The sequence below is a fragment of the Chelatococcus sp. HY11 genome, from assembly GCF_018398335.1.
Classification (GTDB): domain Bacteria; phylum Pseudomonadota; class Alphaproteobacteria; order Rhizobiales; family Beijerinckiaceae; genus Chelatococcus.
In genome coordinates this window covers 1,914,201-1,936,788 of sequence record NZ_JAHBRX010000001.1, presented here as the reverse complement: position 1 = coordinate 1,936,788, position 22,588 = coordinate 1,914,201, and the positions used below count along the sequence as shown (strand labels likewise).

Annotated in this window: 17 protein-coding genes; 4 read left to right on the top strand and 13 right to left on the bottom strand. The window is 64.3% G+C overall.

Features of this window, described 5'->3' with window-relative positions; genetic code table 11:
- Positions 1-47 precede the first annotated feature (47 nt).
- Positions 48-1,193 (bottom strand): FUSC family protein, encoded by a 1,146-nt coding sequence (locus KIO74_RS08965; protein WP_213331676.1) that lies wholly within the window; start codon positions 1,191-1,193, stop codon positions 48-50.
- A 23-nt stretch (positions 1,194-1,216) separates the two neighbouring features.
- Positions 1,217-1,393, bottom strand: coding sequence for a hypothetical protein (locus KIO74_RS08960; protein ID WP_213331675.1), 177 nt, complete (start codon positions 1,391-1,393; stop codon positions 1,217-1,219).
- Positions 1,394-1,459: 66 nt separating this feature from the next.
- Between KIO74_RS08960 and KIO74_RS08955 the strand changes: the two genes are divergently transcribed.
- Positions 1,460-2,029 carry a PRC-barrel domain-containing protein gene (locus KIO74_RS08955; protein WP_213331674.1) on the top strand — a complete coding sequence of 190 codons (570 nt, stop codon included), beginning with the start codon at positions 1,460-1,462 and terminating at the stop codon, positions 2,027-2,029.
- Between the two features lie 125 nt (positions 2,030-2,154).
- Here the strand turns inward: KIO74_RS08955 and KIO74_RS08950 are convergent, their stop codons facing one another.
- The 8 genes from KIO74_RS08950 to KIO74_RS08915 form a co-directional block, all read right to left on the bottom strand.
- Positions 2,155-3,324, bottom strand: a complete 1,170-nt coding sequence (locus KIO74_RS08950) for an ABC transporter permease (protein ID WP_213334699.1) — start codon at positions 3,322-3,324, stop codon at positions 2,155-2,157.
- 45 nt (positions 3,325-3,369) lie between these two features.
- Complete coding sequence (locus KIO74_RS08945) at positions 3,370-4,386, bottom strand: ABC transporter permease (RefSeq protein WP_213331673.1); 1,017 nt, start codon at positions 4,384-4,386, stop codon at positions 3,370-3,372.
- The gene (locus KIO74_RS08940; protein WP_249730919.1) at positions 4,383-6,386 is read right to left on the bottom strand and encodes an ABC transporter substrate-binding protein; all 2,004 of its coding nucleotides are present in this window, start codon (positions 6,384-6,386) and stop codon (positions 4,383-4,385) included. Before KIO74_RS08940 ends, KIO74_RS08945 begins: the two co-directional genes overlap by 4 nt.
- Positions 6,383-8,284: an ABC transporter ATP-binding protein gene (locus tag KIO74_RS08935; protein WP_213334693.1), complete on the bottom strand. Its 1,902-nt coding sequence runs from the start codon at positions 8,282-8,284 to the stop codon at positions 6,383-6,385. Before KIO74_RS08935 ends, KIO74_RS08940 begins: the two co-directional genes overlap by 4 nt.
- A gap of 233 nt (positions 8,285-8,517) precedes the next feature.
- The gene (locus KIO74_RS08930) at positions 8,518-10,488 is read right to left on the bottom strand and encodes a glycosyltransferase (protein WP_213331672.1); all 1,971 of its coding nucleotides are present in this window, start codon (positions 10,486-10,488) and stop codon (positions 8,518-8,520) included.
- Positions 10,485-11,624, bottom strand: a complete 1,140-nt coding sequence (locus tag KIO74_RS08925) for a glycosyltransferase family 4 protein (protein WP_213331671.1) — start codon at positions 11,622-11,624, stop codon at positions 10,485-10,487. Before KIO74_RS08925 ends, KIO74_RS08930 begins: the two co-directional genes overlap by 4 nt.
- The gene (locus KIO74_RS08920; RefSeq protein WP_213331670.1) at positions 11,621-12,961 is read right to left on the bottom strand and encodes a glycosyltransferase family 4 protein; all 1,341 of its coding nucleotides are present in this window, start codon (positions 12,959-12,961) and stop codon (positions 11,621-11,623) included. The genes KIO74_RS08925 and KIO74_RS08920 overlap by 4 nt, the downstream gene beginning before the upstream one ends.
- A 6-nt stretch (positions 12,962-12,967) precedes the next feature.
- Positions 12,968-14,245, bottom strand: a complete 1,278-nt coding sequence (locus tag KIO74_RS08915) for a glycosyltransferase family protein (protein WP_213331669.1) — start codon at positions 14,243-14,245, stop codon at positions 12,968-12,970.
- A 172-nt stretch (positions 14,246-14,417) separates the two neighbouring features.
- On the opposite strand from KIO74_RS08915, the gene KIO74_RS08910 reads away from it, so the two are divergent.
- Both KIO74_RS08910 and KIO74_RS08905 read left to right on the top strand, forming a co-directional pair.
- Positions 14,418-17,198: an ABC transporter transmembrane domain-containing protein gene (locus tag KIO74_RS08910; protein ID WP_213331668.1), complete on the top strand. Its 2,781-nt coding sequence runs from the start codon at positions 14,418-14,420 to the stop codon at positions 17,196-17,198.
- Positions 17,195-17,638: a Crp/Fnr family transcriptional regulator gene (locus KIO74_RS08905; RefSeq protein WP_213331667.1), complete on the top strand. Its 444-nt coding sequence runs from the start codon at positions 17,195-17,197 to the stop codon at positions 17,636-17,638. Before KIO74_RS08910 ends, KIO74_RS08905 begins: the two co-directional genes overlap by 4 nt.
- An 87-nt stretch (positions 17,639-17,725) precedes the next feature.
- On the opposite strand, the gene KIO74_RS08900 is transcribed toward KIO74_RS08905, so the two are convergent.
- Together KIO74_RS08900 and KIO74_RS08895 are read right to left on the bottom strand one after the other, a co-directional pair.
- Entirely contained in the window at positions 17,726-18,514 is a 789-nt protein-coding gene (locus KIO74_RS08900; RefSeq protein ID WP_213331666.1) for an FkbM family methyltransferase, read from the bottom strand.
- A 14-nt stretch (positions 18,515-18,528) separates the two neighbouring features.
- A complete protein-coding gene (locus tag KIO74_RS08895; RefSeq protein ID WP_213331665.1) occupies positions 18,529-19,833 on the bottom strand; it encodes a UDP-glucose dehydrogenase family protein in 1,305 nt (434 codons plus the stop codon).
- A 201-nt stretch (positions 19,834-20,034) separates the two neighbouring features.
- On the opposite strand from KIO74_RS08895, the gene KIO74_RS08890 reads away from it, so the two are divergent.
- Positions 20,035-21,042, top strand: coding sequence for an asparaginase (locus tag KIO74_RS08890; protein WP_213331664.1), 1,008 nt, complete (start codon positions 20,035-20,037; stop codon positions 21,040-21,042).
- On the opposite strand, the gene KIO74_RS08885 is transcribed toward KIO74_RS08890, so the two are convergent.
- Positions 21,037-22,434, bottom strand: a complete 1,398-nt coding sequence (locus tag KIO74_RS08885) for a TIGR03808 family TAT-translocated repetitive protein (RefSeq protein ID WP_213331663.1) — start codon at positions 22,432-22,434, stop codon at positions 21,037-21,039. The genes KIO74_RS08890 and KIO74_RS08885 overlap by 6 nt on opposite strands.
- Between the last annotated feature and the right edge of the window lie 154 nt (positions 22,435-22,588).

Here is a 22,588-nt window from a genome sequence, read left to right as displayed (position 1 = left end):
TTGAACTGGTGCGAACAGGTCAAAAAGTCAAGCGGAATGGCCTGATTTCAGGTGACATCGTCTCGTGTTGAGGAAAGGCGTGGCGCTTTTGTCGCGCGCCGCCGCAGAGCCACCTCCCTTTGCGCGAGGGCTCCACGGATGAAGCCGGATGGGGCGCTGACAGAGCGTCGCAACGGTGCTGGCCAGTTCTTCGGGCTCGTGATGAAGGCGATGACCAGCGCGATGATGCCGCCGAGCGCGGTGGCGAACAGCCGATGGAGGGCGGAAAGCGGTCCGGGTTGGTGCTCAAGCGTCAAAACGAAGACGATGGTCGCGGTGATGGCGATGGTGAAGAGGATGTAGCGACTGCGCTGGAGACCATAGGCAAGCCAGGCCGTCACCAAGGTGAGGACGAGCATGATCGCGTCGGACAGCTGCATCAGGCTGATGATTGTTGCAAGGCCAGCTCCCACCAGCGTGCCCATGAGCCTCTCGAAACCGCGCGTCCGCGTGGCGCGCAGCTGCGGGCGCAGCACGATGAAGGCCGTCATCGCGGCCCAGTAGCCATAGGGCAAGTCCATCCAATGCACGACGCCAAGGGCGATGGCGACTGACAGTCCGGCGCGGGCAGCGTGACGCACGGTGGGTAGCCGGCCGTGACGCGCCAGCCGCAGGCTCTTGCGGATACGCCTGATGCTGTGATGCGCGCCGGACGACCGGGGCCCGCCGCTGATCCGCCAGCCTATCAGCACGAGGCAGAACTGCAGGAGCCCACCCGTGAAGGCAAGGCCGGCGCGAGCTGCGGCCCCTGTCATATCAGCGGGGAAATATCCGGCCACGAACAGCGCGATCGACCACTGCAGGATGATCCACCACGCGCCGAATTCGATCGTCGCGAAGATCGCGCAAGTCGCCGCCCACAGGACGGCTGTCAGAATGAAGAGAAGCTCATGGTTGCCGACCAGCGAGCCGACGAATGTGGAAATGGCGATTCCGATCGCCGCCAGAAGCATGGGCGCCGAGCGATAGTCCGTGAAGGCATGCACGGAGCCAAAGCCGACGGCGAGAGCCCCGCCCGTGAGGATGCTGGCGTGGATGACATCGCCGCTCAGAGCGCCATAAGCCAGGGTGACAACGAGGGCGGGCATGCACAGCAGAGCGGACATCCCCTCGAAGGGGATCGAACGGAGTTTGCTGCGTGTCGCATCCAACATGCCTCTTCGTTACTTCGGCTGCGTCAAAACTGTAAGACCCTTTTGGGATCATCAATTTTAAAGCAACGCTTCGGATTTGCGCCAAGCGAGAGCGAGGCCTTGAGTATTGTTTCTGCAATCTTGGGCTTGTGAGCGGGCATAGAGGCCAGGGCGGTTGTAATTTGCGAGTAGATTTTTTCCAAGTCCGTGATCAGTCGCATGGAACCATCAATGATGTTCGCCGTTGTCTTTGCAAGATTGCCAATTTTCAGGAAGGAGAGGAAAAAATGATGATGAAGCGCGTAACGCTTGCTACTGCCCTCTTGGCAGCCGTGGCTGCCGGGCCGGTCCTTGCTCAGAACGCCACCAACCCTTCCACGACGGCACCGGGTGGCAATCCGCCCGCAACGGCGCCGATGGCTCCGAACCCGACCATGGGTTCGCCAGCTGCACCCGGTGCTGCGGTGACCTATATGTCGCAGCAGACCGACAATCAATTGCTCGGTTCCAAGCTGATCGGCGCGTCGGTGGTCGGTAACGAGGATGCCTCGATCGGCGAGATCAACGACCTGCTGATTGCGCAGAATGGGACTGTCGAAGGGGTTGTGGTCGGGGTTGGCGGTTTTCTGGGGCTAGGCCAGAAGAACGTCGCCGTTCCCATGACGGCGCTGCAAGTGACGCCGGATGGCAATGCGGCCAATACACCCAAGATCACCATGCAGGTCAGCAAGGCCGATCTGCAGAACGCGCCGGACTTCAAGCGCGCGGATGATAACTCGGATTCGATGACCACCGGATCGACGAGCCCGGCGGCTCCTCCAGCGGCACCCGGCGCGCCAGCCGCACCGGTTCGCTAAGCGAGGATCGCGCAACAGCTCTGATTTCGGCAGAGCTGTTGTCATACGAAGACGATCAATAATCTCCAGTCACAACTTGCAAGCCCGCCTCAACGGCGGGCTTTTCTTGTCAGCGTGCCTGTCTCTCAATGATAGGGGTCGGCAGCGTCGCGGAGCCCGTCGCCCATGAAGTTGAAGGCAAGAACGACCAGAACCACAGGCAGGATCGGCCACAGCAGCCAGGGTTGAAGATTGACGGCCGCGAGGTTCTGCGCCTCGTTGAGCAGAACGCCCCAGCTCGTGATCGGTGGTCGCAGGCCGAGGCCAAGGAACGACAGGGCCGTCTCACCCAGAATCATCGAAGGGATCGACAGGGTAGCGGACGCGATCAGATGGCTCATGAAATTCGGAATGAGATGGCGCGCGATGATGCGTCGCCGTGAGGCGCCCATCAGCACGGCCGCGCGCACATACTCTTCCTCACGCAGAGCCAGCAGCTTGGAACGCACCGCTCGGGCCAGCCCAGGCCAGTCGAGCAATCCCAGGATGATGGTAATTCCGAAGAAAACGAGCAGGGGGCTCCAGTTGGCGGGCAGGGCGGCCGACAGGGCGAGCCAGAGCGGTAGCTCCGGCAGCGACCGCAGGATCTCGATCATCCGCTGCACGACATTGTCGACCCATCCGCCGAGATAGCCGGCGATGCCGCCAAAAAACAGGCCGAGCGCGAAGGACACGGCGATACCGACAATGCCGACCGTCAGCGAGATGCGCCCGCCATAGATGATGCGCGAGAAGATATCGCGTCCCAGTCTGTCCGTGCCGAGCAGGAAGAACGTGCCGCCCTCCGGCGGGCAGATCAGATGCGCGCGCGCTTCGAACAGACCCCAGAAATTGTAGCGCTCGCCCTGGCAGAAGAAGCGGATCGGCTGCGGCTTCGTGCGGTCAACGACATAATCGCGGGTGAAGGTGTCGAGATTGAACGTGAAGGAATAAGGGTAGACGTGAGGACCGACAAAGCGACCCTCGTGGAAGAGGTGGACGCCTTGCGGCGGCGCGTAGAGGAAGTTGCCGTTGCGCTGGTTCTGCCCATAAGGCGCGATCAGCTCCACGAACGGAATGCTGAGATAGAAGAAGAGAAGCAGGAGCGCCGAAGCGACCGCGAGCCGATGGCGCTTGAACTTCCACCAGATCAGCTTCAGCGAAGAGGCCTGATAGAAGCGTTCATCCTCGCCCGTGCCGGGATCGGTGAGGCCAGGGTCGAAAGGCGCCTTGTCGACGAAATGCGCTGTCGCGCTTGCCCCTGCATCACGGGTCATCGTCATGGTTCACCTCGCGGCGCGCAAATCATTGTGGCCTGCATGTTATCGTTGCCCGAGGCGGATACGCGGATCGAGCCACGCCAGCAACAGATCCGAAATGAGCATGCCGACGACCGTCAGCACGGCGACGAACATGAGAATGAAGCCGGCGAGAAACTGGTCCTGCGATTTGAGCGCGGCGAGCAGGATGGGGCCGACGGTCGGCAGGCTCATGACCAGCGACACGAGAACCGAGCCGGACACAAGATGGGGCAGGAGGTTGCCGATATCGGACACGAAGGGGTTGAGCGCCATACGGAAGGGATATTTCAGCAGGGCTTTGGTCGGTGGCAGGCCCTTGGCCTTGGCGGTGACGTAATATTGCTTGCTGAGCTCGTCGAGCAGGTTGGCGCGCATGCGCCGGATCATCGCCGCGGTTCCGGACAGCCCGATGACCAGCGTCGGCACGATGAGGTGCTGGAGAAGCGACTTGACCTTGTCCACAGTCCAGGGCTCGTTGGCGTAACGCGAGTCATAGAGCCCGCCGATGGATATGCCGAACCACCGGTTCATGTAATAGAGCATGATAAGTGCGAGCAGAAAACTCGGCATTGCGAGGCCAATATAGCCGAGCAAGGTGAAAGCATAGTCACCAATGGAATATTGTCGTCGCGCCGAATAGATCGCGATGGGAATCGCGACGATATGAACAAAAGCAACTGTTGCCAGATTAAGCAGCAGTGTTAGCCACAACGCGTCGCCGACAACCTGATTGACCGGCTTGTCATATTCGAATGACCATCCCCAGTCACCTTGCAGCAATCCCGAGTAGCCATTGCTGCCCGGCATCACGCCGATCCAGACGAGGTACTGTTCCCAGACCGGCCGGTCGAGGCCGTATTGCTTGATGAGGAAGTCGGCGCGTGCCGCCGCGCCCGCATCGCCCTGTGAGCGCAGCTCCGCGATCTGGTTGGACAGGAAATCCCCAGGGGGCAGTTTGATGATGAAAAAGGTCAACGCGCTGATGAGCAGCAGCGTCCCCACCATCGTGGCGAAACGCTTCGCAAGAAAACCGATCATAGTGCCTGCGCCACCCGACGTTCCGCCTTGTCCCAATACATCTCATCAACCCGATAGATGCCGACAAGCGATGTCGGATCCCAGCTGTACACGGCTTTCGTGGGAAAGTTCTTCAGTCCCTCACGCAAGATGATGGGCTGCAGCGCATCTGCCACGGTGCCGATTGACCATTGCTGATCAGCGTGGTTCGACAGCATTTCCTTCCAGATCTTCGCCTGCTCGCCTTCGTCGGCCGTGCTGAGCCAGCTTTCATAGAGCTCGAGCAGGCGTTTTGCTTCCTTGACGTCGCAAGCCTCGCCGTTCTTGCCCTTGGTCTCGATATACTGGCCCCATTTCGGCCAGGCGAAATTGTCCTGGAAGATCGGCGCGAGCTCCGACGGCAGCATTTCGGCGGTTGGAATGGCGTTGTCGATGCCAAAACCCGCCACCATGACCGGCAACCCGGCATAGGCCCGGTTGCGCAGCACGTTGATGTCCTGTGGCTTGATGAACAGGCCCACGCCGATCTCGCGCCAGAACTCGACGAGGAGCTGAAGGGTATCGACGGTCATGCCGCCCTCGCCGTCGACCTCGACGACGATTTCGACCGGCCGCCCGTCGGACAGCAGGCGTGTGCCGTCGCCGCGACGCTCGGTGAGGCCGATCTCGTCCAGCAGGGCATTGGCGGCTTCGGGGTCGTAGATGCCATAGCGCGTGCGGAAATCCGGCTCGAACATCGCCGAACCCTCACGGACCGTATTGTTGCCCTCCTGGCCCAGCCCGAAGAAGATGGCGTTGTTGATCGTGTGGCGATCGATGCCGAGCGACAACGCCCGGCGGAAACGCACATCGCGATTGAGCTTGCGCCAGACCGGGTCGGCCACCGTGAGATTGGGATAGAGCGCGACCTGCGAGCCGCGGGCGATCGGCCAGAGCAGCGTGCGGTAGCCCTGGGCCTTCTCGCCTTCCTTCAGTACGGGAATGTCCGGCATGGACAGGCCGCGTGCCAGGAAATCCACCTCACCCGCATTGGCCTTGGCGGGGAACAGGCCGGCTGAGGCGATATCGACGATGACCTTGTCCGTGTAGGGGAGTTGCTGACCCGCTTCATCGACCCGATGGTAGTAGGGGTTTCGCTCGAAAACGAAACGCGTCGCCGGGCTCGCGTTCATGATCTTCCAGGGCCCAAGCGTCGGAATATCCGGGTTCGAATTCTCGAACATGTCGTCCATGCGGTTGTGCAGCGCCGCCCAGGACTTCAGCTTGGCGCGTGCTGCCGCCTGGGCGAGCGCTTCTCCATCGGAATATTTCGTATGGAACTGCTTCATATAGTGCGCGGGCCGGTAGATCATCGGATCGCGCGGCAACGCCAGCGTTGGCAGGAAGCGCGGATTGGACCTCGGCCATTCGTAGCGTACCGTGACTTCATCGATGACCGTGAACGTCGGCAACTGGCCATCGATCATCATGAAAATCGGGGGGCCGGCCGGGAAGAGCGCCTTGTTGAGCGCTGCGTCTTCCCACCAGTAGCGGAAATCCTCGGCGGTGAAGGGATGTCCATCCGACCACCGGTGACCACGCCGCAGGTGCAGCGTGATGACGCGATCATCCTGATTATCGACGGACTCGAGGATATCTGGACGCAGAACCAGTTTTTCGTCGTAGCCGACCAGGCGGTTGTAGGCGATTGCCGAGAAATAACGCAGGTCGCGCGCCCGCGCGGCGAGCGTGATGACCTCGCCGCCTTGCTTCCCGATCTCGCGGCCCCGCGCCTTGAGATCAGCGACAAGCGGCTGCTTCGGCACGCGTTCGGCGATGGGCGGCAGCTTGCCAGCGTCCACCATTTTCTGAAAGAACGGTGTTTCCACCCAATGGCTGGGCAACGGCATGGTGGAGGGACCCAGGGCCGACTGTGCCTCGGCGCCCCGCGCGAGAAGCGCGAGGCTCGCGGCGCCGAGGCCAGCCTTCGCGAAGGCGCGGCGGGTCAGCGGGCGATTGAGAGAGCGAGGTAGGCGTGTCATGCAGCCCTCCTTTCACCGGTCAGGTTCATGCGAACGCGATGGCCCGGTTCGATCTCGTGCATTGTGCTCGCGAGACCTGGCGCGAGCCGGAAAGGCTCCGGCCATTTTTCGGGATCGGAAAAGCGGTCCGAACGCAAGGCGTTGAAATCGAGCGGATGGTCGAGGTCGGGGCTCGGCACCGCCGCGAGAAGCGCGCGCGTATAGGGATGGGCCGGGTTGCGGAACAGCGACGCCTTCGGCGCCTCCTCGACGATATGGCCCCGGCACATCACGGCGATGGTGTCGGCGAGATAGTCGACCACCGCCAGATTGTGGGACACGAACAGGTAGGAGAGGCCGAGTGCGCTCTGCAAGTCCTTCAGGAGATTGAGGATCTGCGCCTGCACCGAGACGTCGAGCGCCGATACCGGCTCATCGAGCACGAGCACCCGCGGTGACAGGGCGAGCGCCCGGGCGATACCGATGCGCTGGCGCTGGCCGCCCGAGAAGGAATGCGGGTAGCGCCGGAGATAGCGTTTGTCGAGGCCGACGAGCTCCATCAACATCTTCGCCTTGGCGAAACGCTCCTCGCTCGTCCCGATGCGATGGATGACGAGCGGCTCGATCAGCGCCTCATAGACCGTCATGCGCGGGTTGAGCGACGAGAACGGGTCCTGGAAGACGATCTGGATCGCGCGACGATAGGCGAAGAGATCATCGCCCTCCAGCTTGCTGATATCGCGGGGACCGCTGCCGTCGTCGAAGAGCACACGCCCCCCGTCCGGATCGATCGCCCGCATGATGATCTTCGAGACGGTCGTTTTGCCGCAACCGGATTCGCCGACGAGGCCGAGGGTCTTTCCCGATGGCAGCGCGAGGCTCACCTCGTCGATGGCGCGCAAGGTTTTCGTTCGACCGGAGAACCAGCCGCTGCGCAGGGTATAGGTCTTGCCAATTCCCTCGGCGACGAGCACCGGGCCCTTCGGCTGCGCGCGCACCATCTTCGGCGTGGCCTCGATGATGCCCGTTGACGCCACCTCGCGGATGGGGGTCAGCCGCTCTCCGGGTGGCATGTCGAAACGCGGCACGGCGCGCAGGAGCGCCTCGAGATAGGGATGCTGCGGATCGCGGAACAACGCCTCGCGGGTGCCGGATTCCACGATACGGCCGCGATACATCACGGCGATGTCGTCGGCCATGTTGGCGACGATGCCGAGATCATGGGTGATCAGGAGGATCGCCATGCCGGTCTCGGCCTGCAACTCCCGCATCAGGTCGAGGATTTGGGCCTGGGTGGTCACGTCGAGCGCGGTCGTCGGCTCGTCGGCGATCAGGAGCGCTGGGCGGCAGATCAGCGCCATGGCGATCATCGCGCGCTGGCGCATTCCGCCGGAAAGCTCGAAGGGATAGGTGTCGAACGTGCGCTCGGGATTGGGAAAACCGACGCGCTCGAAGACGGCGATGGACAGGGCCTTCGCTTCCGCGGCGGATACCTTCTGATGCAGCATCACCGCTTCGCTGACCTGGTCGCCGACCGTGTGCACGGGGGACAGCGAGGTCATCGGTTCCTGGAAGATCATCGCGATGCGGCCACCACGCAGCGCCCGCATGGCCTCCGATTCCGGGTCGAGACGCGCGATGTCGATTGGCTCGCCGGCACCGTGGTGATGCGCCGGATCCCTGAACAGGATCTCTCCGCCGGTGACGTGTCCGGTCTTAGGGAGGATGCCAAGAATAGCCTGCGAGGTGACGGACTTGCCGGAACCGGATTCGCCGACAAGGGCGACCGTTCGCCCGGCCTCGATCGTCAGGGAGACGCCGTCGAGTGCGCGAAAGGCCGCGTGGTCACCGGTGAAAGTGACTTCAAGACCGCGGACGGCGAGCAGAGGCCCGCTTGGCGGCTTGCCGGTCTTGTCCATCGCACTCACAGATTCCCCTCCGACGCCCACGGCGATCTTATCAACATTAATCTATTACAGGAGTCTGTCACTTTATCGAGACGGACTTTCTGCGTGTTGTGTGCAAATCGGTGCTCTTGCCTAACCCGTTACCCGATAGTTGCGCGGATCAGGCTCTAAGTAATTGATCCGGCGCAATTTCTGGTCTGTCACGCCATATTGCATGAGTTTCGCCGGCGAAATCCTTCTGATTGTCATTGCGGCGCGGCGACCTCCACCTGGGGAGCGCCGTCGCGTGTAAAGATGGCGCGCCCGGCGAGCGGCCTCACGACGGCCGAGGCCATCAGATGCGCGAGGAGATCCTCGCAGAAGCGCCAGATCGCCTCATCATGAACCAGATGATGGGTCAGGAGGCCGATGGGCTCATCGTCGGGCATGGCGAGGATCTCGCCTGCGAGCCGGTTAATGACGATATGTGGGTCGACGAGACTGCGGCTTCCATGCCAGTCGATCGGATCGCAGTGGCAATTGGCAACAACGAGGCCCGCAAGTGATCTGCGCGTCTTGAACGTCGAGAGGCCTCGATAGCCCAGCGCCGGGAGCGTCGCGGCCAGTTCTGGAGCGATCCGGTTCCACGGTGGCACGAAGGCCGGAACGAGCTTGCCTGGCATCAGGGCGTGCAGGCGTTCGAGCCCGGCCCGCGCTTCGTCCTGCAACGCCTCCAGCGGCCGGTGGCCGCCGAACTCCGCCTTCTTCTCGCCGGCCGGGGCGTGGTTATGGTGGCCATAGCCGTGCACCAGCACATCGACCGAGGGCTCGGCGGCAAGGCGCGCCGCGAGCTCGCGCGAAGCGCGCTCAGGAATGACGGCGAGCGCGATCGGCATTCCCTGCCGGGCGCTCATCGCCAGCAGCCTGTCGAGCGCTGCGGTCGGCGCGACGGCATCGTCGTCGCGCCACCAGACACCCAGGGCGGCGCCGCGATCGGCACGCCGGCCGAGGGCTTCGTCCAGCGCGGCCCAGAGCCCTGAGGTATCCGGCAGAATGGCGGGCGAGGCCAGCGGGACGGTCGTCCCCCGCAGGGGCGCGGCGGCGAGCTCCGCGATGATGGCGACGCTGCGGTTGAGGCCGTCCCGGTCGATCGATGCAGCTTGTGGCTGTGGCCTGGCCAGCGCAGCACGCACAGCCTCGGCGAGGCGGTTCGCCGATAATTCCGCCTGCGGCAGCACCGTGACCAGCCCCTCGCGGGCGAAACGCTCGGCGCGCAGGCGCTGTTCAGTCTCGCCGCCGTCCTCAAAAGGCACGACGACCGCACGGGTTCCCGCGCGCAGCAGGTCGACGGCGGTATTGTAGCCGAACTGGCTGACGGCGACTGCCGCGCGGGCGAGCAAGGCGGGAAAGTCGCGCCGCGCGCGCTCGACCGTGAGATGGTCAGGCGCGGCTTCGAGGAGAGACTTAAAATCCGCTTCACTCACGCCCGCACCGACCAGAAGTCGCCAGCGGTGGCCGGTAAGGATCGTCGCTGCCCCGATCGCGGCACGATAGACCGGCAGGGACGCTGCGCTCCCCCCGCCGGATACGAGGATTTCGCCCTGAGGGACTGGGTTGATGGCGTCCGACCGCACGATCGCCGCGGATCCATCGTCAATATAGCCCGTATAGCGAAGGAGGGCCCCCACACCATCATCGACCGGCCAGCTTGCCTCCAGAGGCAGCACCGCCGGGTCCCCGTGCACCAGCACCGCGTCATAGAAGGCGCGCAGGTGCGCATGGCTCTGAGCGATACGCTCCGGCCGGCGCGAGGCGGCCAGCACGTCGCGCGCCGACGACAGCACCAGCGGACGCGGGCGCAGTGCATGGGCGGCGTTGAGCAGAGCGAGATGTTCGGCGGCGAGCGCCCTGCGGCCGAAGGGAAACAGCTCGGTAATGACGACATCCGGGCGAAGCGCGCGAAGCGTCGCTACCAGTTTCGCGGCGCGGGCCTCAAGATGCGCGGGGGAAGCTGCTTCGCCGGACGCATCGAGAAGATGCGAGAAAGCAGTGCCCTCGACCCGCACCGGCGGGAGCTGGATGACCGTGAAGCCCGTGCTGTCGAGCAAGGGCGAGGGCATGCCGCCCGAAGCCAGGGTGACCTGATGTCCGGCCGCCGCGAACGCGCGGGCGATGGCCGCTGCCCGGTTGAGATGCCCGACCCCGAGGAGATGGGTGACGCTGACGAGGATCTTCATCCTATCCCTGTTGTCTCGGACGTGTTGGCGATGAGGGGCGCGAGCGACCGATGCAGGATCTGGGCTGCGCCGGTGAGACTCCGTTCGCTCCGCACGAAGTTGCGAGCGGCTTCCCCCATGGCGGCACGATGCGCGGGATCTCCAAGCAGCTTCGAGAGAGCCGCGGAAAAGACGCTGGCATCGCCGGGAGACACCAGCACGCCGCTCTCACCGTCGCGGATCACCCCCGGCACACCCCCGTAGGCGCCGGCGATCGCTGGGCACCCCTGGACAGCCGCCTCGAGAAAAATCATGCCATAAGCTTCATTGACGGCCGGCCAGACGAGGAGCTCCGCATTGGCATAGAACCCCGCCATGCGGTTTTCGTCGTTCACCAGGCCGTGGAATGTGATGCGCTCGCCAAAGGGAGCAAACAGCGCCTCCACCTCCGCCCGCGTCGGGCCATCACCGACGACGTCCAGACGCCATGGCAGATGATCGGACACCTGTCGAAGCGCCTGCGCCAGGAGCCGGTAGCTCGCGAGCTTGTCGCCATGGCGCATCATCGCCACGGCGAGGAGGCGGCAAGGATCTTCGCTGCGCCGCGAGCGGCGATCCCTCGCGGCTTGTGGCGTATCGATGAAGGGGGGGAGCGCTATGAGCTGCTGGCCGGGGCGGCTCATCGCGGCGAGGGCAGGGCGATCCGCCTCATTCATCACGAAAACGATGGCCGCTGTGTCAAGCGCCGCCTCCGCGCCAGCGTGGCCGAGGTGCCATGGGCCATCGGCGCGTTTCGACGCGCGCGAACCCTCCGCGACCACATAGGGGATGCCGAGCGCCGCGGCGACGCGCGGGCCGATCCAGTCGGGTGCCTTGTAATAGACGTGATAGGTGAACCAGAGAGCCGGCCGGTCGGCCGGGCGGAGCGCGCGCCATGCCCCGGCGAGTCGATCAGCCTCGACAAGGCTCGCGTCCCGCAACGCTCTTTGCAGCGCGGGCTCGCCGGCGCCATCGAAGCTGCGCAGGGTGGTTGCGACGCAGGGGGCAAAACCTGCCCGCGCCAGCGCCTTCAGCAGCAGCCGCGCCATCCGACGGTCGCCGGAAGCGACGGGATGATCCGGCGGCTTGAGGGGAGCATAGAACGCGATCGCGCTCATTCCGTCGGCGCTGCCACCAGGGCGCGTTCCGTCTCAGCCTCGCCTGTGCCGTCCCCATCGACGGACGGCGCGCGATCTTCGCCGAGCTGGGCGCGAAACTTTGCCGCAAGAAGCTCGATCCCGGCCTCCATGGAAAAATCCCGCGCGAGCCTGCTCGCCGCGGCCTGCCCAAGAAGCGCGCGACGTTTCGGGTCCCGCGCCAGCAGATTGATGGCATTGGCGAGAAGATCCCAGCGACCGGGCGGTACAAGCACGCCCTCGCGCCCGTCGCGCAGGAATTCAGGGATTCCGGCGAAGTCGCTCGCTACGATCGCGAGCTCCTGGCTGGCCGCTTCCATTAAAACATTGGGCAGCCCGTCGCGATCACCGGATTTCGCCTCCTTGGCCGGCAAGACGAACAGATCCGCCTCACGCATCATGGTGATGACGTCCGGCTGTGCCTTGGCGCCCAGGAACGCTACGCGCCCCGCTATCCCCTCGCGCGCGGCCTGCTGCTTGAGGTCACCAAGCAGTTCACCGCCGCCGATATGCACGAACTGCCAGTGCAGACCATCGGGCAGGGCGGCAAGCGCCGCGAGAAGATCGTCGAAGCCCTTCTTGGCGACGGCGCGCCCGACGGTGACGATACGGACGGGGTCCGCCGGATCCGAGCCGTCGCGCGGCGGGCGTTGCGGCGGCGTCGGGAAGCGGCTGAGATCGAGCCCGTGATAGACGAGCTCGACACGTCCGGGCCGGGACGCATCCGACGGCGAAAGCCCGGACAGTCTGATGTGCCCATCCCTCGTGCACGTCACCCCCCACGCACTGTCTGTGATCTTCTCCCGGATGTCCCAGTCTGGCGTCGTCCAGATGTCTTTCGCGTGTGCCGAGAAACTGAAGGTCAGGCCACGCAGCAGCGCCGCATAGCGCACAACCGAGGCTGGGGTGTGCAGATAGTGCACGTGGAGATGGCCGGTATGCGCTGGGAGCTCGCGCGCCAGCACGAAGGCCTGGCCCAGGCGCCGGCCACGGTTCGCGGTCATGTCGCGCTTCAGGTCGCGCCAGAACGTGCCGAGCATGCGCCAGATCGTTCGCTGGCGCAGCCCCCAGAGAAAGCCGGCAGCGACGCGCAGGGGCTCCTGATAGAGATATTCTGGCAAGTAGTTTGGCCGGGCCTTGATCTTCTTGTGCATGGGATGCACCGCCTTTTCCGTCGGGTGACGGAGAGACCAGATCGCGAGCGGCAGGCCACGCGCCTCGAGCGCCAGGATTTCCTGTGCGATGAAAGTTTCGGAGAGACGCGGGTAACCCTTGACGACGACGGCGATGACGCCGGACGGATGTTGCTCCAACGGCATAGCCGGTTACTCGGCCGCCTGGTGCGTGACGACGGGTTCCGGCCGCTCGGCAAGCCAGTCGCCGAACCGGCGCCCGATGACGTCGAGGCCATCGAGAAGGCCGGGGACGAACACTTCCGAAGGACGCTTCTGGCTGGCGAGGTCATTGATGGCATCGGCCATGGCCTTGGCCGTGCCGCTGCCTTGCACCAGCATGCGGATGAGGCCGAGGCGCTCAGCCTGCGCGGCGCGGATATACTGTTCCAGGCGCGGAGTGGTGCGCGGCACGATCAGCGTCGGCTTGTCGAGGGATAGCACCTCGCAGAACGTATTGTATCCGCCCATGGCCACCACCGCCGAAGCGCGGTTCATCAGCAGCTCCAGCTTGGAATCGAAGGAGATCGCCGCGAGCTTCGGATGCTTGGCGATACGTGTCATGAAGCCGCGCCGCTGCTCGCGGTTGATGAACGGACCGAAAACGATGAGCGCGGGAATATCGGGGCAAGCCTCAGACTCATAGGCGGATATCGTCCAGTCGATCAGGTCCTCGCCGTCGCCCCCACCGCCTGTCGTCACGAGCACGAAGGGCCCGCGCGTAATCCGAGGATAGCTGGTGATGCTGGCTTCGCGGGGCAGGCCGCGACGCAAATAGCCCGTATAGAGGATCCGCTGCCTGACCTCCTCGGACAGGGGAAGGCAGGCGAGCGGCTCATAGAACTGCTGCAGGCCGTAGACCCATATTTCATCGTAGTAGGTGGACAGGGCTTCAAGCCCGCCTTTGCGTTCCCATTCGGGCTTCAACGCCGCGGGCTCGTCCATCACGTCGCGGATACCCAGTACGAGGCGGGCTCCGTTGCGTTTCAGGATGTTGAGGGCAGGCAGAATCTCGCCACGAAAACCCGTAGGCTCCTTGTCGATGATAACGAGATCAGGCCGGAAACTTTGGGCTGTCTGCGCAATGATGGCGGCGCGCAGATTTGTCGTTTCCTCGATGCCGATATTCAGGTTGAGGCTTCGGTAGTCCCCGTTGCGCAGCTTCACGACCCCCGGCACGCGCACGTGATCGACGCCGGATCCGAACTCGAAATTGCCGATGACGGGCGAGCCCGAGATGATCACCACGGATACGCCTGCGGTGCCGCCCGCCAGCGCGTTGGCGATGGCGCGCGAGCGACGGAGATGCCCGAGTCCGAACGTGTCGTGGCTGTAAATGAGGACGCGCGCCCGTTCAGCGGCGGGCGTCGCCGGGAGCTGATGATCGACGAGCTCGCCGATATGTTCGTCGTCGAATACTGCCGCCGGCATGGCAGCCCCCCGGCCGGTTGATCCCGCTATTCTCGTGTTATGGATTGCTTCGGCGCTTTCGTCCATGGTGGAGGAGCCTATATAGTCCTATTATTGATGACGACGCATCACGTGCGGCCCGCATTGAGATGCCCTATTTGTTGCCGTTGCGTGTCAGCCCGGAATCAACTGCGTGGATAAAAGCCTCTTCCGCTATATCTGGCGATACTCCAGCCGCGAGCAACTCGTCATTTTCGCGGTCATCCTCGCATCGCTTCCCTTCTATTTTTGGTCGCTGGACCTGCCCAAGAGCATCGTCAACGATGTGATACAGGCCGGTGCGTTCAAAAATGGCAAGACGGACGCCATTTTCCTCGAGATCGCCTTCACGCCGCCGGGATGGCTGGGAAACTGGGGGCGCATCACGCTGTTCCCCGGAATCACCGTGGACCAGATCGGGCTGCTGCTTGGCCTGTCGCTCATGTTCCTGGTGCTGGTGCTGATCAACGGCGCCTTCAAGTACTGGATCAACGTGGCCAAGGGCGCGCTTGGCGAGCGCATGCTGCGCCGCCTGCGCTTCGATCTCTTCGCCATCACGCTGCGCTTCACCCCCAATACGCTGCGCACGGTCAAGGCATCCGAGACGGCGACCATCATCAAGGACGAGGTGGAGCCGATCGGCGGCTTCATCGGCGACGCCTTCGTCCAGCCGTTGCTGCTAGGCACCCAGGCCTTGACGGCCATGATCTTCATTCTGATGCAGAACGTATGGCTCGGCCTGCTGGCGGGGGCCGTCGTCGGGGTGCAGTTCACCGTCATCCCGCGGATGCGGCGTATTCAGTTGCGTCTCGGCAAGAAGCGCCAGATTGCCTCCCGCCGGCTTGCCGGCCGTATCGGCGAAATCGTCGACGGCATGGAGGCCGTGCATGTGCACAACGCGACGCGTTGGGAGCGCGCCGAGATCGGCGAGCGTCTCTATTACATCTTTGACCTGCGTTTCCGGATCTACAAATGGAAATTCATGGTCAAGTTCCTCAACAACCTCTTGGCCCAGATCACCCCCTTCTTCTTTTACGTCGTCGGCGGCTATCTCGCCCTCAAGGGGCATCTCGACATCGGCCAGCTGGTTGCTGTCATCGGCGCTTACCGCGATCTGCCGCCACCTCTCAAGGAGTTGATCGACTGGGATCAGCAACGGCTCGATGTCCAGATCAAGTACGATCAGATCATCCAGCAGTTCATTCCCGACAAGCTGCTGCCACCCGAGGCGGTGAACGAGGCCGGGGAGATTCCGGAGCTCGATGGGCCGGTGGTGTTCAAGAACCTGCATGTGCTGGATGCCCATGGCAGTACGCTGCTGGAGGGAGTGACACTTGGCTGGTCCTATCCGGCGCGGGTCGCCCTCGTCGGCGATAGTGGGCCAGGCCCCGGCGTCATGGCGCGGGTTCTCGGGCGCCGCATGGACTACGGCGGCTCCGCGACAATCGCCGGTAATGAACTGTTGCAGATGTCGGATGCGGTCGCCGGCCGGCATGTCGCCTATGTGGGCAGCGAACCCATCCTGTTTCCTGGCACTTTGCGCGAGAATCTGGTCTACGGCCTGCGCTACGCGCCCCATCCCTCCGGGGACGACGATGGGGCCACCGACGCGGAACGGATCCTCGAGGCCAAACGCACCGGCAATCCGTGCGACAAGCTGACCGATGACTGGATCGACTATCAGGCGGCCGGCGTGGACGGGGCCGAGGAACTGGATGTCCAGCTCATCGAGATCCTGACGGAGCTGGAACTCGCCGACGACGTCTATCGGTTCGGACTGTCGGGCCTCGTTGATCTCGACCGCCAGCCGGAGCTGGAGGAGCAGGTCGTCGAGGCGCGGCATCTCCTGCGCGCCAAGCTCAAGGAAGACGGCCTGGAGCGGCTTGTCGAGCCTTTCGACCAGGATCGCTACAACCGCCAGGCCTCGATCGGCGAGAATCTATTGTTCGGAGCTTCCACCGCACCGAGCTTTTCCGGCCGCGGCCTCGTGGCAAACCCATTGCTGCGCGGCGTCCTCGACAGCGAGGAGTTGACACCGGATCTGGTAGAACTCGGCGCGCGCATCGCCGAGACCATGACGGAAATCTTCCGGGACTTGCCGCCGGGACATCCGCTCTTCGACCAGTTCTCCTTTATCGCCGCCGATGACCTGCAGGAATACGAGGACATCATGCGCCGCCGCTCCATGCGCGGCACTTCCGCGCTGTCGCGCGAGGACAAGACGCGCCTGCTCGCGTTGCCGTTCGACTACATCGAGCCGCGGCATCGTCTGGGCTTCCTGAACGACGAACTGCGCGAGCGGATCGTCGCGGCGCGGCGCGTACTTGGCGAGCGTCTCAAGGGTAGCCTGTTCGAGAACGACCTGGTGCTGTATGACCCCGATGAATTGTGCAGCGCCGCGCCGCTCCGGGACAACCTGTTGTTCGGCCGGGTGGCCTATGACATCGCCGATGCCCAGAGCCAGATCACAGCGCTGATATCCGAGGTCGTCGACGAACTCGGCCTTCGGCAAAGCGTCGAGGTCGTCGGGCTCGGCTATCAGGTCGGTCCGGCTGGCCGTCTCCTGACGCCACAGCAGCGCTCGGGCGTGGCGCTCGGGCGCTGCATCGTCAAGCGGCCTGATCATTTCATCCTGAACAATGCGATGTCCGCCTATGGTGACGCCCAAGCGCGCCGCCTTTTGACGCGTTTACTCGACACTCACCGCGAGCGGTGTATCGTCGTTGTCATGCGTCAGCTTCACAATCGCGATGAATTCGACGTGGTCGTGGAGTTCGACGGCGCCGGGGCACGGATCGTGCATGGCGTGGATGTTTCCCCAACGAAAAAGGGGGAGCAGGATGAGGATATCCCGACCGGCAAGGCTGAGGCCGTCGGCGAGGCGGGCGGGCAGCATGACAGGGCTGAGGCTATTTTGGTGAAGGGCAGATCATGACGTTGGAAGCCGAAGTTCAATCCCTTCGTCAAGTTCCGATGTTCAGGGAAATAGATCCGGCGCGGCTCAAGCTGCTCGCCTTCACCAGCGAACGCGTGGGCTTTGCGCCCGGACAGCGCTTTTTCAGCCAGGGCGATGCGTCCGACGCCGCTTATGTGATCTTGGTAGGCAAGGCGCAGGTGATGCTCGATCTGCCGGCTGGCGCGTTCAAGATTGCGGAACTCGGCACGAACGACATCGTCGGCGAGATGGGTATCCTGTCGGATACGCCGCGTTCGGCGAGCGTGATTGCCGAGGGCGAGGTGACCGCGCTCCGCATCGACAAGCGCGTCTTTCTGGAACTCCTCGGGCAATTCCCGCAGATGTCGATCGCCGTCATGCGCGAACTCGCCAAGCGCCTGGAGCGCACCAATGCTCGCCTCGCGGAAAGCTCAAGCTGAACGATCCAAGGGCACACGGACGGCCGTTTCCCGAGGGTATGACGAAGCCGGCACCCGATTCACGGCGGCTTGGTTATCGTCTAAGCCTCAAAGGTTGGCGCGGGACAACAGCCATTGATCCTGCCGGCACCAATCCGGATCGGACAGAAGATCATCGACCGCGATGGCTTCACCTGGACCTTGGTCGCCCACCGGGTTCGCAAGCCACCCTGAAAATGGCGCCAGGGCCGCGTGCTCCAGCGCTGCCCTGTCCGCTCCGGGTCGCGCATCGGCCAGAATGCCGGGATGGAACGACACCAGCACCGCGGTTCGTGGATGCGCGAGGAGGGCCCCCATCGCCGGCAGCACACCATACTCCGCGCCTTCGAGGTCGATCTTGATCACCGGCCGCTCGCCGGGGGCTATGAGGGCCGCGATATCGGCGGGCGTGACGGCCGGGGTCGTCCAAGTGAGCGCTGCCGTTTCCGCGAGCAGTATGCTCGCCATCGAGTCGCCGGCCTTTCTGCGGGCACCGAATGTCACCGGCGCGGATGTTGCCGCCACGGCGCGCTCGAGGACGGTGATGCGTGACGCGAGTTCCGGATTTGCCGCGACATTGCTTTTCAGAACGGCCGCGGCGGCGGGGTCTGCTTCGACCGCGATGACGCGCGCGCCGCAGGACGCGGCATGCAGGCTGGTGGGGCCGATCCAGGCGCCGAGGTCGATGAAGAGGGTGTTGCTCGAAATCAGCGCGGCCTGCGCGATCAGCGCGCTCGCTTCCCAGGTGCCTGCGTCCACCCGCGCCCAGAAAGTCGGATAGTCATCGACGACCGTCACGGTGTGATCACCGAGCCGGACGGTTCGCGCGGTCGTGTTCGGGGCCGTCGCTTCGGTCATGATCGGCATCCTGTTCACGGTCTGCCGACGCTGACATAGGTGAAGCCGCGCTGGCGCATTTCCTGCGGCCTGTAGATATTGCGCAGATCGATCACCACGGGCGCGGCCAGCGTCGCCTTGATCCGGTCGAGATCAAGCGCGCGGAACGCATCCCATTCCGTCAGGATGACGAGCGCATCAGCGCCGGTCATGCAGTCATAGGCATCCTCGCTGAGATGGATCCCGGGCAGCAGCCGCTCGATTTCAGGTGATTGCGTGGGCTCGAAGGCGCGCACGGTTGCTCCAGCCTCCTGCAGGGCGGGCACGATGGTGAGGGACGGCGCGTCGCGCATGTCGTCCGTGTTCGGCTTGAAGGTCAGGCCGAGCAGGGCGATGGTCTTGCCGGCGACGGAGCCGCCGCAGGCCGCCATGATCTTGTCGGCCATCGCGCGCTTGCGCCGGTCGTTGGTCTCGACGACGGCCGAAACGATCGACAAGGAGATGTCGCTTTCCTCGGCCGTGCGCAGGAGCGCCAGCGTGTCCTTGGGAAAGCACGAGCCGCCGTAGCCGGGACCGGCATGCAGGAACTTGCCGCCGATGCGATTATCGAGGCCGATGCCGCGGGCAACCTCCTGCACATTCGCGCCGACGCTCTCGCAGAGATCGGCGATCTCGTTGATGAAGGTGATCTTGGTGGCGAGAAAGGCATTGGCCGCGTATTTGATGAGTTCGGCGGTGCGGCGCCCGGTGAAGACGATGGGAGCCTGGTTGAGGTAGAGCGGCCGGTAGATCTCGGACATCACCGTCTGCGCGCGCTGGTCGTCGGTGCCGATGACGATGCGGTCGGGCCGCTTGAAATCGGTGATGGCTGCGCCCTCACGCAGAAATTCAGGGTTGGAGACCACGGCGATATCGCCGTCGGGACGAATTTCACGCATGATCCGCTCGACGTCATCGCCCGTGCCGACGGGCACCGTCGATTTGGTCACGACCACCGTATAACCGCCGATCGCCGCCGCGATCTCGCGCGCGGCCTGGTGCACGAAGGTGAGGTCGGCATGGCCGTCGCCGCGACGCGAGGGCGTGCCGACGGCGATGAAGACGGCATCCGCCTCGCGCACCGCGTCCGTCAGATCCGTCGTGAACGACAGTCGTCCCGCCTTACGGTTGTTCTCCACCAGTTCGCCAAGGCCCGGCTCGAAAATCGGGATCTCACCGCGCTGGAGCATGGCAATCTTGGCGGGATCGTTGTCGACGCAGGTGACCTGATGGCCGAAATCTGCAAAGCACGTTCCAGATACGAGGCCGACATAGCCCGTACCGATCATCGCAATACGCATCAGTCGCCTTCCTCGCGAGCCTCGCAGGGGATTTAGCGATCGCGGAGGCTGCCCGCAAGGACGGCATCGGCGCAAGGATGGGCGCAACGACCGCGCGCGGGCGCTTGTCTTTGGCCAGCTTTCGGCCGCCGCCGCGATCGCTGCGCGGAACGCTTTGACAAGCCTGACGTTACACGGCACGAAGCCGGCAGGAGGTTGCCGATGGACAATCCTGTTCTCGTGGAAGTGCGCCGTGGAGCGGTTGTGGAATCACGCCACCGGGGCGCGGTGGCCGTGGCTGACGCGCGCGGCGGGCTGGTGCTGGCCATCGGTGCAGTCGAGCGGCCGGTTTTTCCGCGTTCCGCCGTGAAGGCGCTTCAGGCTCTGCCCTTGATCGAGAGCGGCGCGGCTGACCGTTTTGGTCTGTCCGGGGCGGAACTCGCGCTGGCCTGTTCGTCCCATTCCGGCGAGGAGCGGCATGCCGAGACGGCGGCCGCCATTCTGGCGAAGGCCGGCCGTCAGCCAACCTGCCTCGAATGCGGCATCCAGCATCCGATGGGTGTGGCCGCGGCCCGCGCGCTCGCCTGGCACCATCAGAAGCCAACGGCCTTGCATAACAACTGTTCGGGCAAGCATGCGGGCTTCGTCTGTGTGGCGACTGCGATGGGCGTCGACGTCGCGGGCTATGTCGGGGCCGAGCACCCCGTGCAACGTGAGGTGCGCGGCGCGCTGGAGGCCATGACAGGCGCGCCGCATATCGATGCGCTGCGCGGTACCGATGGCTGCTCGATACCGACTTATGCCGTGCCGTTGCAATCGCTCGCCTTCGCCTTTGCCCGTCTCGGCACCGGGGTGGGCTTGCCCCCGCAGCGCGCCGAGGCGGTCGCGAGACTACGCAAGGCGGTGGCTGAAAATCCGTTCATGCTCGCGGGCTCCGGGCGGTTCGACACCCGCATTACCGAGATCTTCCGGGAACGGGTGTTCCTGAAAACCGGCGCCGAGGGCGTCTATTGCGGCAGTTTGCCCGAGGTCGGCCTCGGCTTCGCGATCAAATGCGACGACGGCGCGACCCGCGCGGCGGAAGTGGCGACGGCGGCCCTCATTGCCCGTTTTCTCGACCTCAGCGATACGGACAAGGCCGCCCTCAGGCCTTTCGTGGCGCCTGGACTGACCAATTGGAACGGCATCGCCGTGGGGGCCTTGGCGCCCGCAACCGTGCTTGGACTATGAGGTCACCGCATTGCCCTCGACGCGAATGCCCTTCGCGCGCTCATCCGCGCCGCGGGTGAGGTCGCCAGTGACCGCATCGGCATAGCGGAAGCCGACGACGGCGCCTTTCGCGGCGCCGGCGATGACATTATTGGCGATAACGGCATTCCGGATGTCCGGCACAAGGCTCACCCCGATGCCGACAGGTGATCCGCGCAGCATGTTGCTGGTGATGACAAGATTGCGCATGGCATAGGACCAGCCGGCGCTGATGCCGACGAAATCAGCGCCGTCGATCGCATTGCCGGTAACGGTGGTCTCCGCCTCGGCATGAATTCCGTAACCCCCGACGATATCCGGGGCGTACGGAGACTTTCGCCGCGTTACATTCCGGACGAGATTGCCCGAGCAGACCGCCAGCCGCCCGCCCTGGTCGAGATTGGTGATGGAAATCCCGGTCGCGGCGTCGTCGATGATGTTGTTGGCGATGACCGCGCCCTGGAAGGCGAATTCAGAGAAAATCGCGGTCTCGCCGAAATGGGCGCAATTGTTGCCCAAGATCTGGCAGTTCGCGCCGGAGTTGTTGCGGATCGCCGAGAGGGCGCAATCACGGACGACGTTATTCGCGATCATGACGCCACCCGCCCGGAACACGCTGATTCCATTGCCGTTCTCGCCCGTGCCGCCGGCGTCGAAATGGATGTCCGAGATGCGGTTGCCTTGAACGACGGTGCCGTCGTCGCCTGCCGCCGAGCGCCAGATCTGGATGCCGTTGTTGCTGCAGGTGCGGACCGTGTTGTCGGTCACCGAAAGGCCCGAGGCATCAAGGCTGAAGAGCGCCGAGGAGCCCATGCCGGTGAAACCCGTTGTCGCGACGCGTCCGCCCGAGCCGCGCAACACGAGGCCGATCTGGCCGGAGTTGGTAAAGCTGCAAGCCTCCACGACGACCTGTGGCGTACCATCGATCTCCACGAGGCCGCGGCCCTGCGATAGCGGCTGGCTCATGCCGTCGAAAGTGAGATGGGTGAGGCTGACACGCCGGATGCTGTCGGCGATGACAATCGGGCTGTCCGCCGCCTGCACGAGTCGCGCCTGGCCGCCCACGCCGATAAGCGTGCTGCCTTCCACCAGCGGCACGGCGGAAACGCGGTAGCGGCCTGGCTGCAGAACGAGTGGCACCTGGCGCTGCGCTGCCTCCCGAATGGCGGCGGCCAGCGCCTTGCTTTGGTCGTCCGGGCTGTTGGCGTTGAGGCCGAGCGTCGCTGCATCGAGGCCGAGATTCCCCGCCGGAGAAGCCGGACGGCTCCGCTCGCGTGACTGGGCGAGGACATCGGCTGGCCTCAGGACAGCGGTCCCCGCCGCCAGAGCGAGCGCGCCAGCGCCGGTCAGAAGAGTGCGTCGGCTGGTCACCATGTCCGAATGTCCTTTCACGCGCATGGGCGGTTACGGCGGGCGGTCACGGGATGGGTATCCGCGCCCCGCATCGGTCGAAGGAGCGGGGCATCACCTTAGCCGACGCCAGATTGCCACCGACTTGTAAAGGACGAACAAAAGTTGCCGCGTCGCG

What these genes read in the sequence shown, in the direction of transcription:
- KIO74_RS08965 (WP_213331676.1), bottom strand. Translation starts at nt 1,193, where the DNA reads ATGTTGGATGCGACACGCAGCAAACTCCGTTCGATCCCCTTCGAGGGG.
- KIO74_RS08960 (WP_213331675.1), bottom strand. Translation starts at nt 1,393, where the DNA reads ATGCGACTGATCACGGACTTGGAAAAAATCTACTCGCAAATTACAACC.
- KIO74_RS08955 (WP_213331674.1), top strand. Translation starts at nt 1,460, where the DNA reads ATGATGATGAAGCGCGTAACGCTTGCTACTGCCCTCTTGGCAGCCGTG.
- KIO74_RS08950 (WP_213334699.1), bottom strand. Translation starts at nt 3,324, where the DNA reads ATGACCCGTGATGCAGGGGCAAGCGCGACAGCGCATTTCGTCGACAAG.
- KIO74_RS08945 (WP_213331673.1), bottom strand. Translation starts at nt 4,386, where the DNA reads ATGATCGGTTTTCTTGCGAAGCGTTTCGCCACGATGGTGGGGACGCTG.
- KIO74_RS08940 (WP_249730919.1), bottom strand. Translation starts at nt 6,386, where the DNA reads ATGACACGCCTACCTCGCTCTCTCAATCGCCCGCTGACCCGCCGCGCC.
- KIO74_RS08935 (WP_213334693.1), bottom strand. Translation starts at nt 8,284, where the DNA reads ATGGACAAGACCGGCAAGCCGCCAAGCGGGCCTCTGCTCGCCGTCCGC.
- KIO74_RS08930 (WP_213331672.1), bottom strand. Translation starts at nt 10,488, where the DNA reads ATGAAGATCCTCGTCAGCGTCACCCATCTCCTCGGGGTCGGGCATCTC.
- KIO74_RS08925 (WP_213331671.1), bottom strand. Translation starts at nt 11,624, where the DNA reads ATGAGCGCGATCGCGTTCTATGCTCCCCTCAAGCCGCCGGATCATCCC.
- KIO74_RS08920 (WP_213331670.1), bottom strand. Translation starts at nt 12,961, where the DNA reads ATGCCGTTGGAGCAACATCCGTCCGGCGTCATCGCCGTCGTCGTCAAG.
- KIO74_RS08915 (WP_213331669.1), bottom strand. Translation starts at nt 14,245, where the DNA reads ATGCCGGCGGCAGTATTCGACGACGAACATATCGGCGAGCTCGTCGAT.
- KIO74_RS08905 (WP_213331667.1), top strand. Translation starts at nt 17,195, where the DNA reads ATGACGTTGGAAGCCGAAGTTCAATCCCTTCGTCAAGTTCCGATGTTC.
- KIO74_RS08900 (WP_213331666.1), bottom strand. Translation starts at nt 18,514, where the DNA reads ATGACCGAAGCGACGGCCCCGAACACGACCGCGCGAACCGTCCGGCTC.
- KIO74_RS08895 (WP_213331665.1), bottom strand. Translation starts at nt 19,833, where the DNA reads ATGCGTATTGCGATGATCGGTACGGGCTATGTCGGCCTCGTATCTGGA.
- KIO74_RS08890 (WP_213331664.1), top strand. Translation starts at nt 20,035, where the DNA reads ATGGACAATCCTGTTCTCGTGGAAGTGCGCCGTGGAGCGGTTGTGGAA.
- KIO74_RS08885 (WP_213331663.1), bottom strand. Translation starts at nt 22,434, where the DNA reads ATGGTGACCAGCCGACGCACTCTTCTGACCGGCGCTGGCGCGCTCGCT.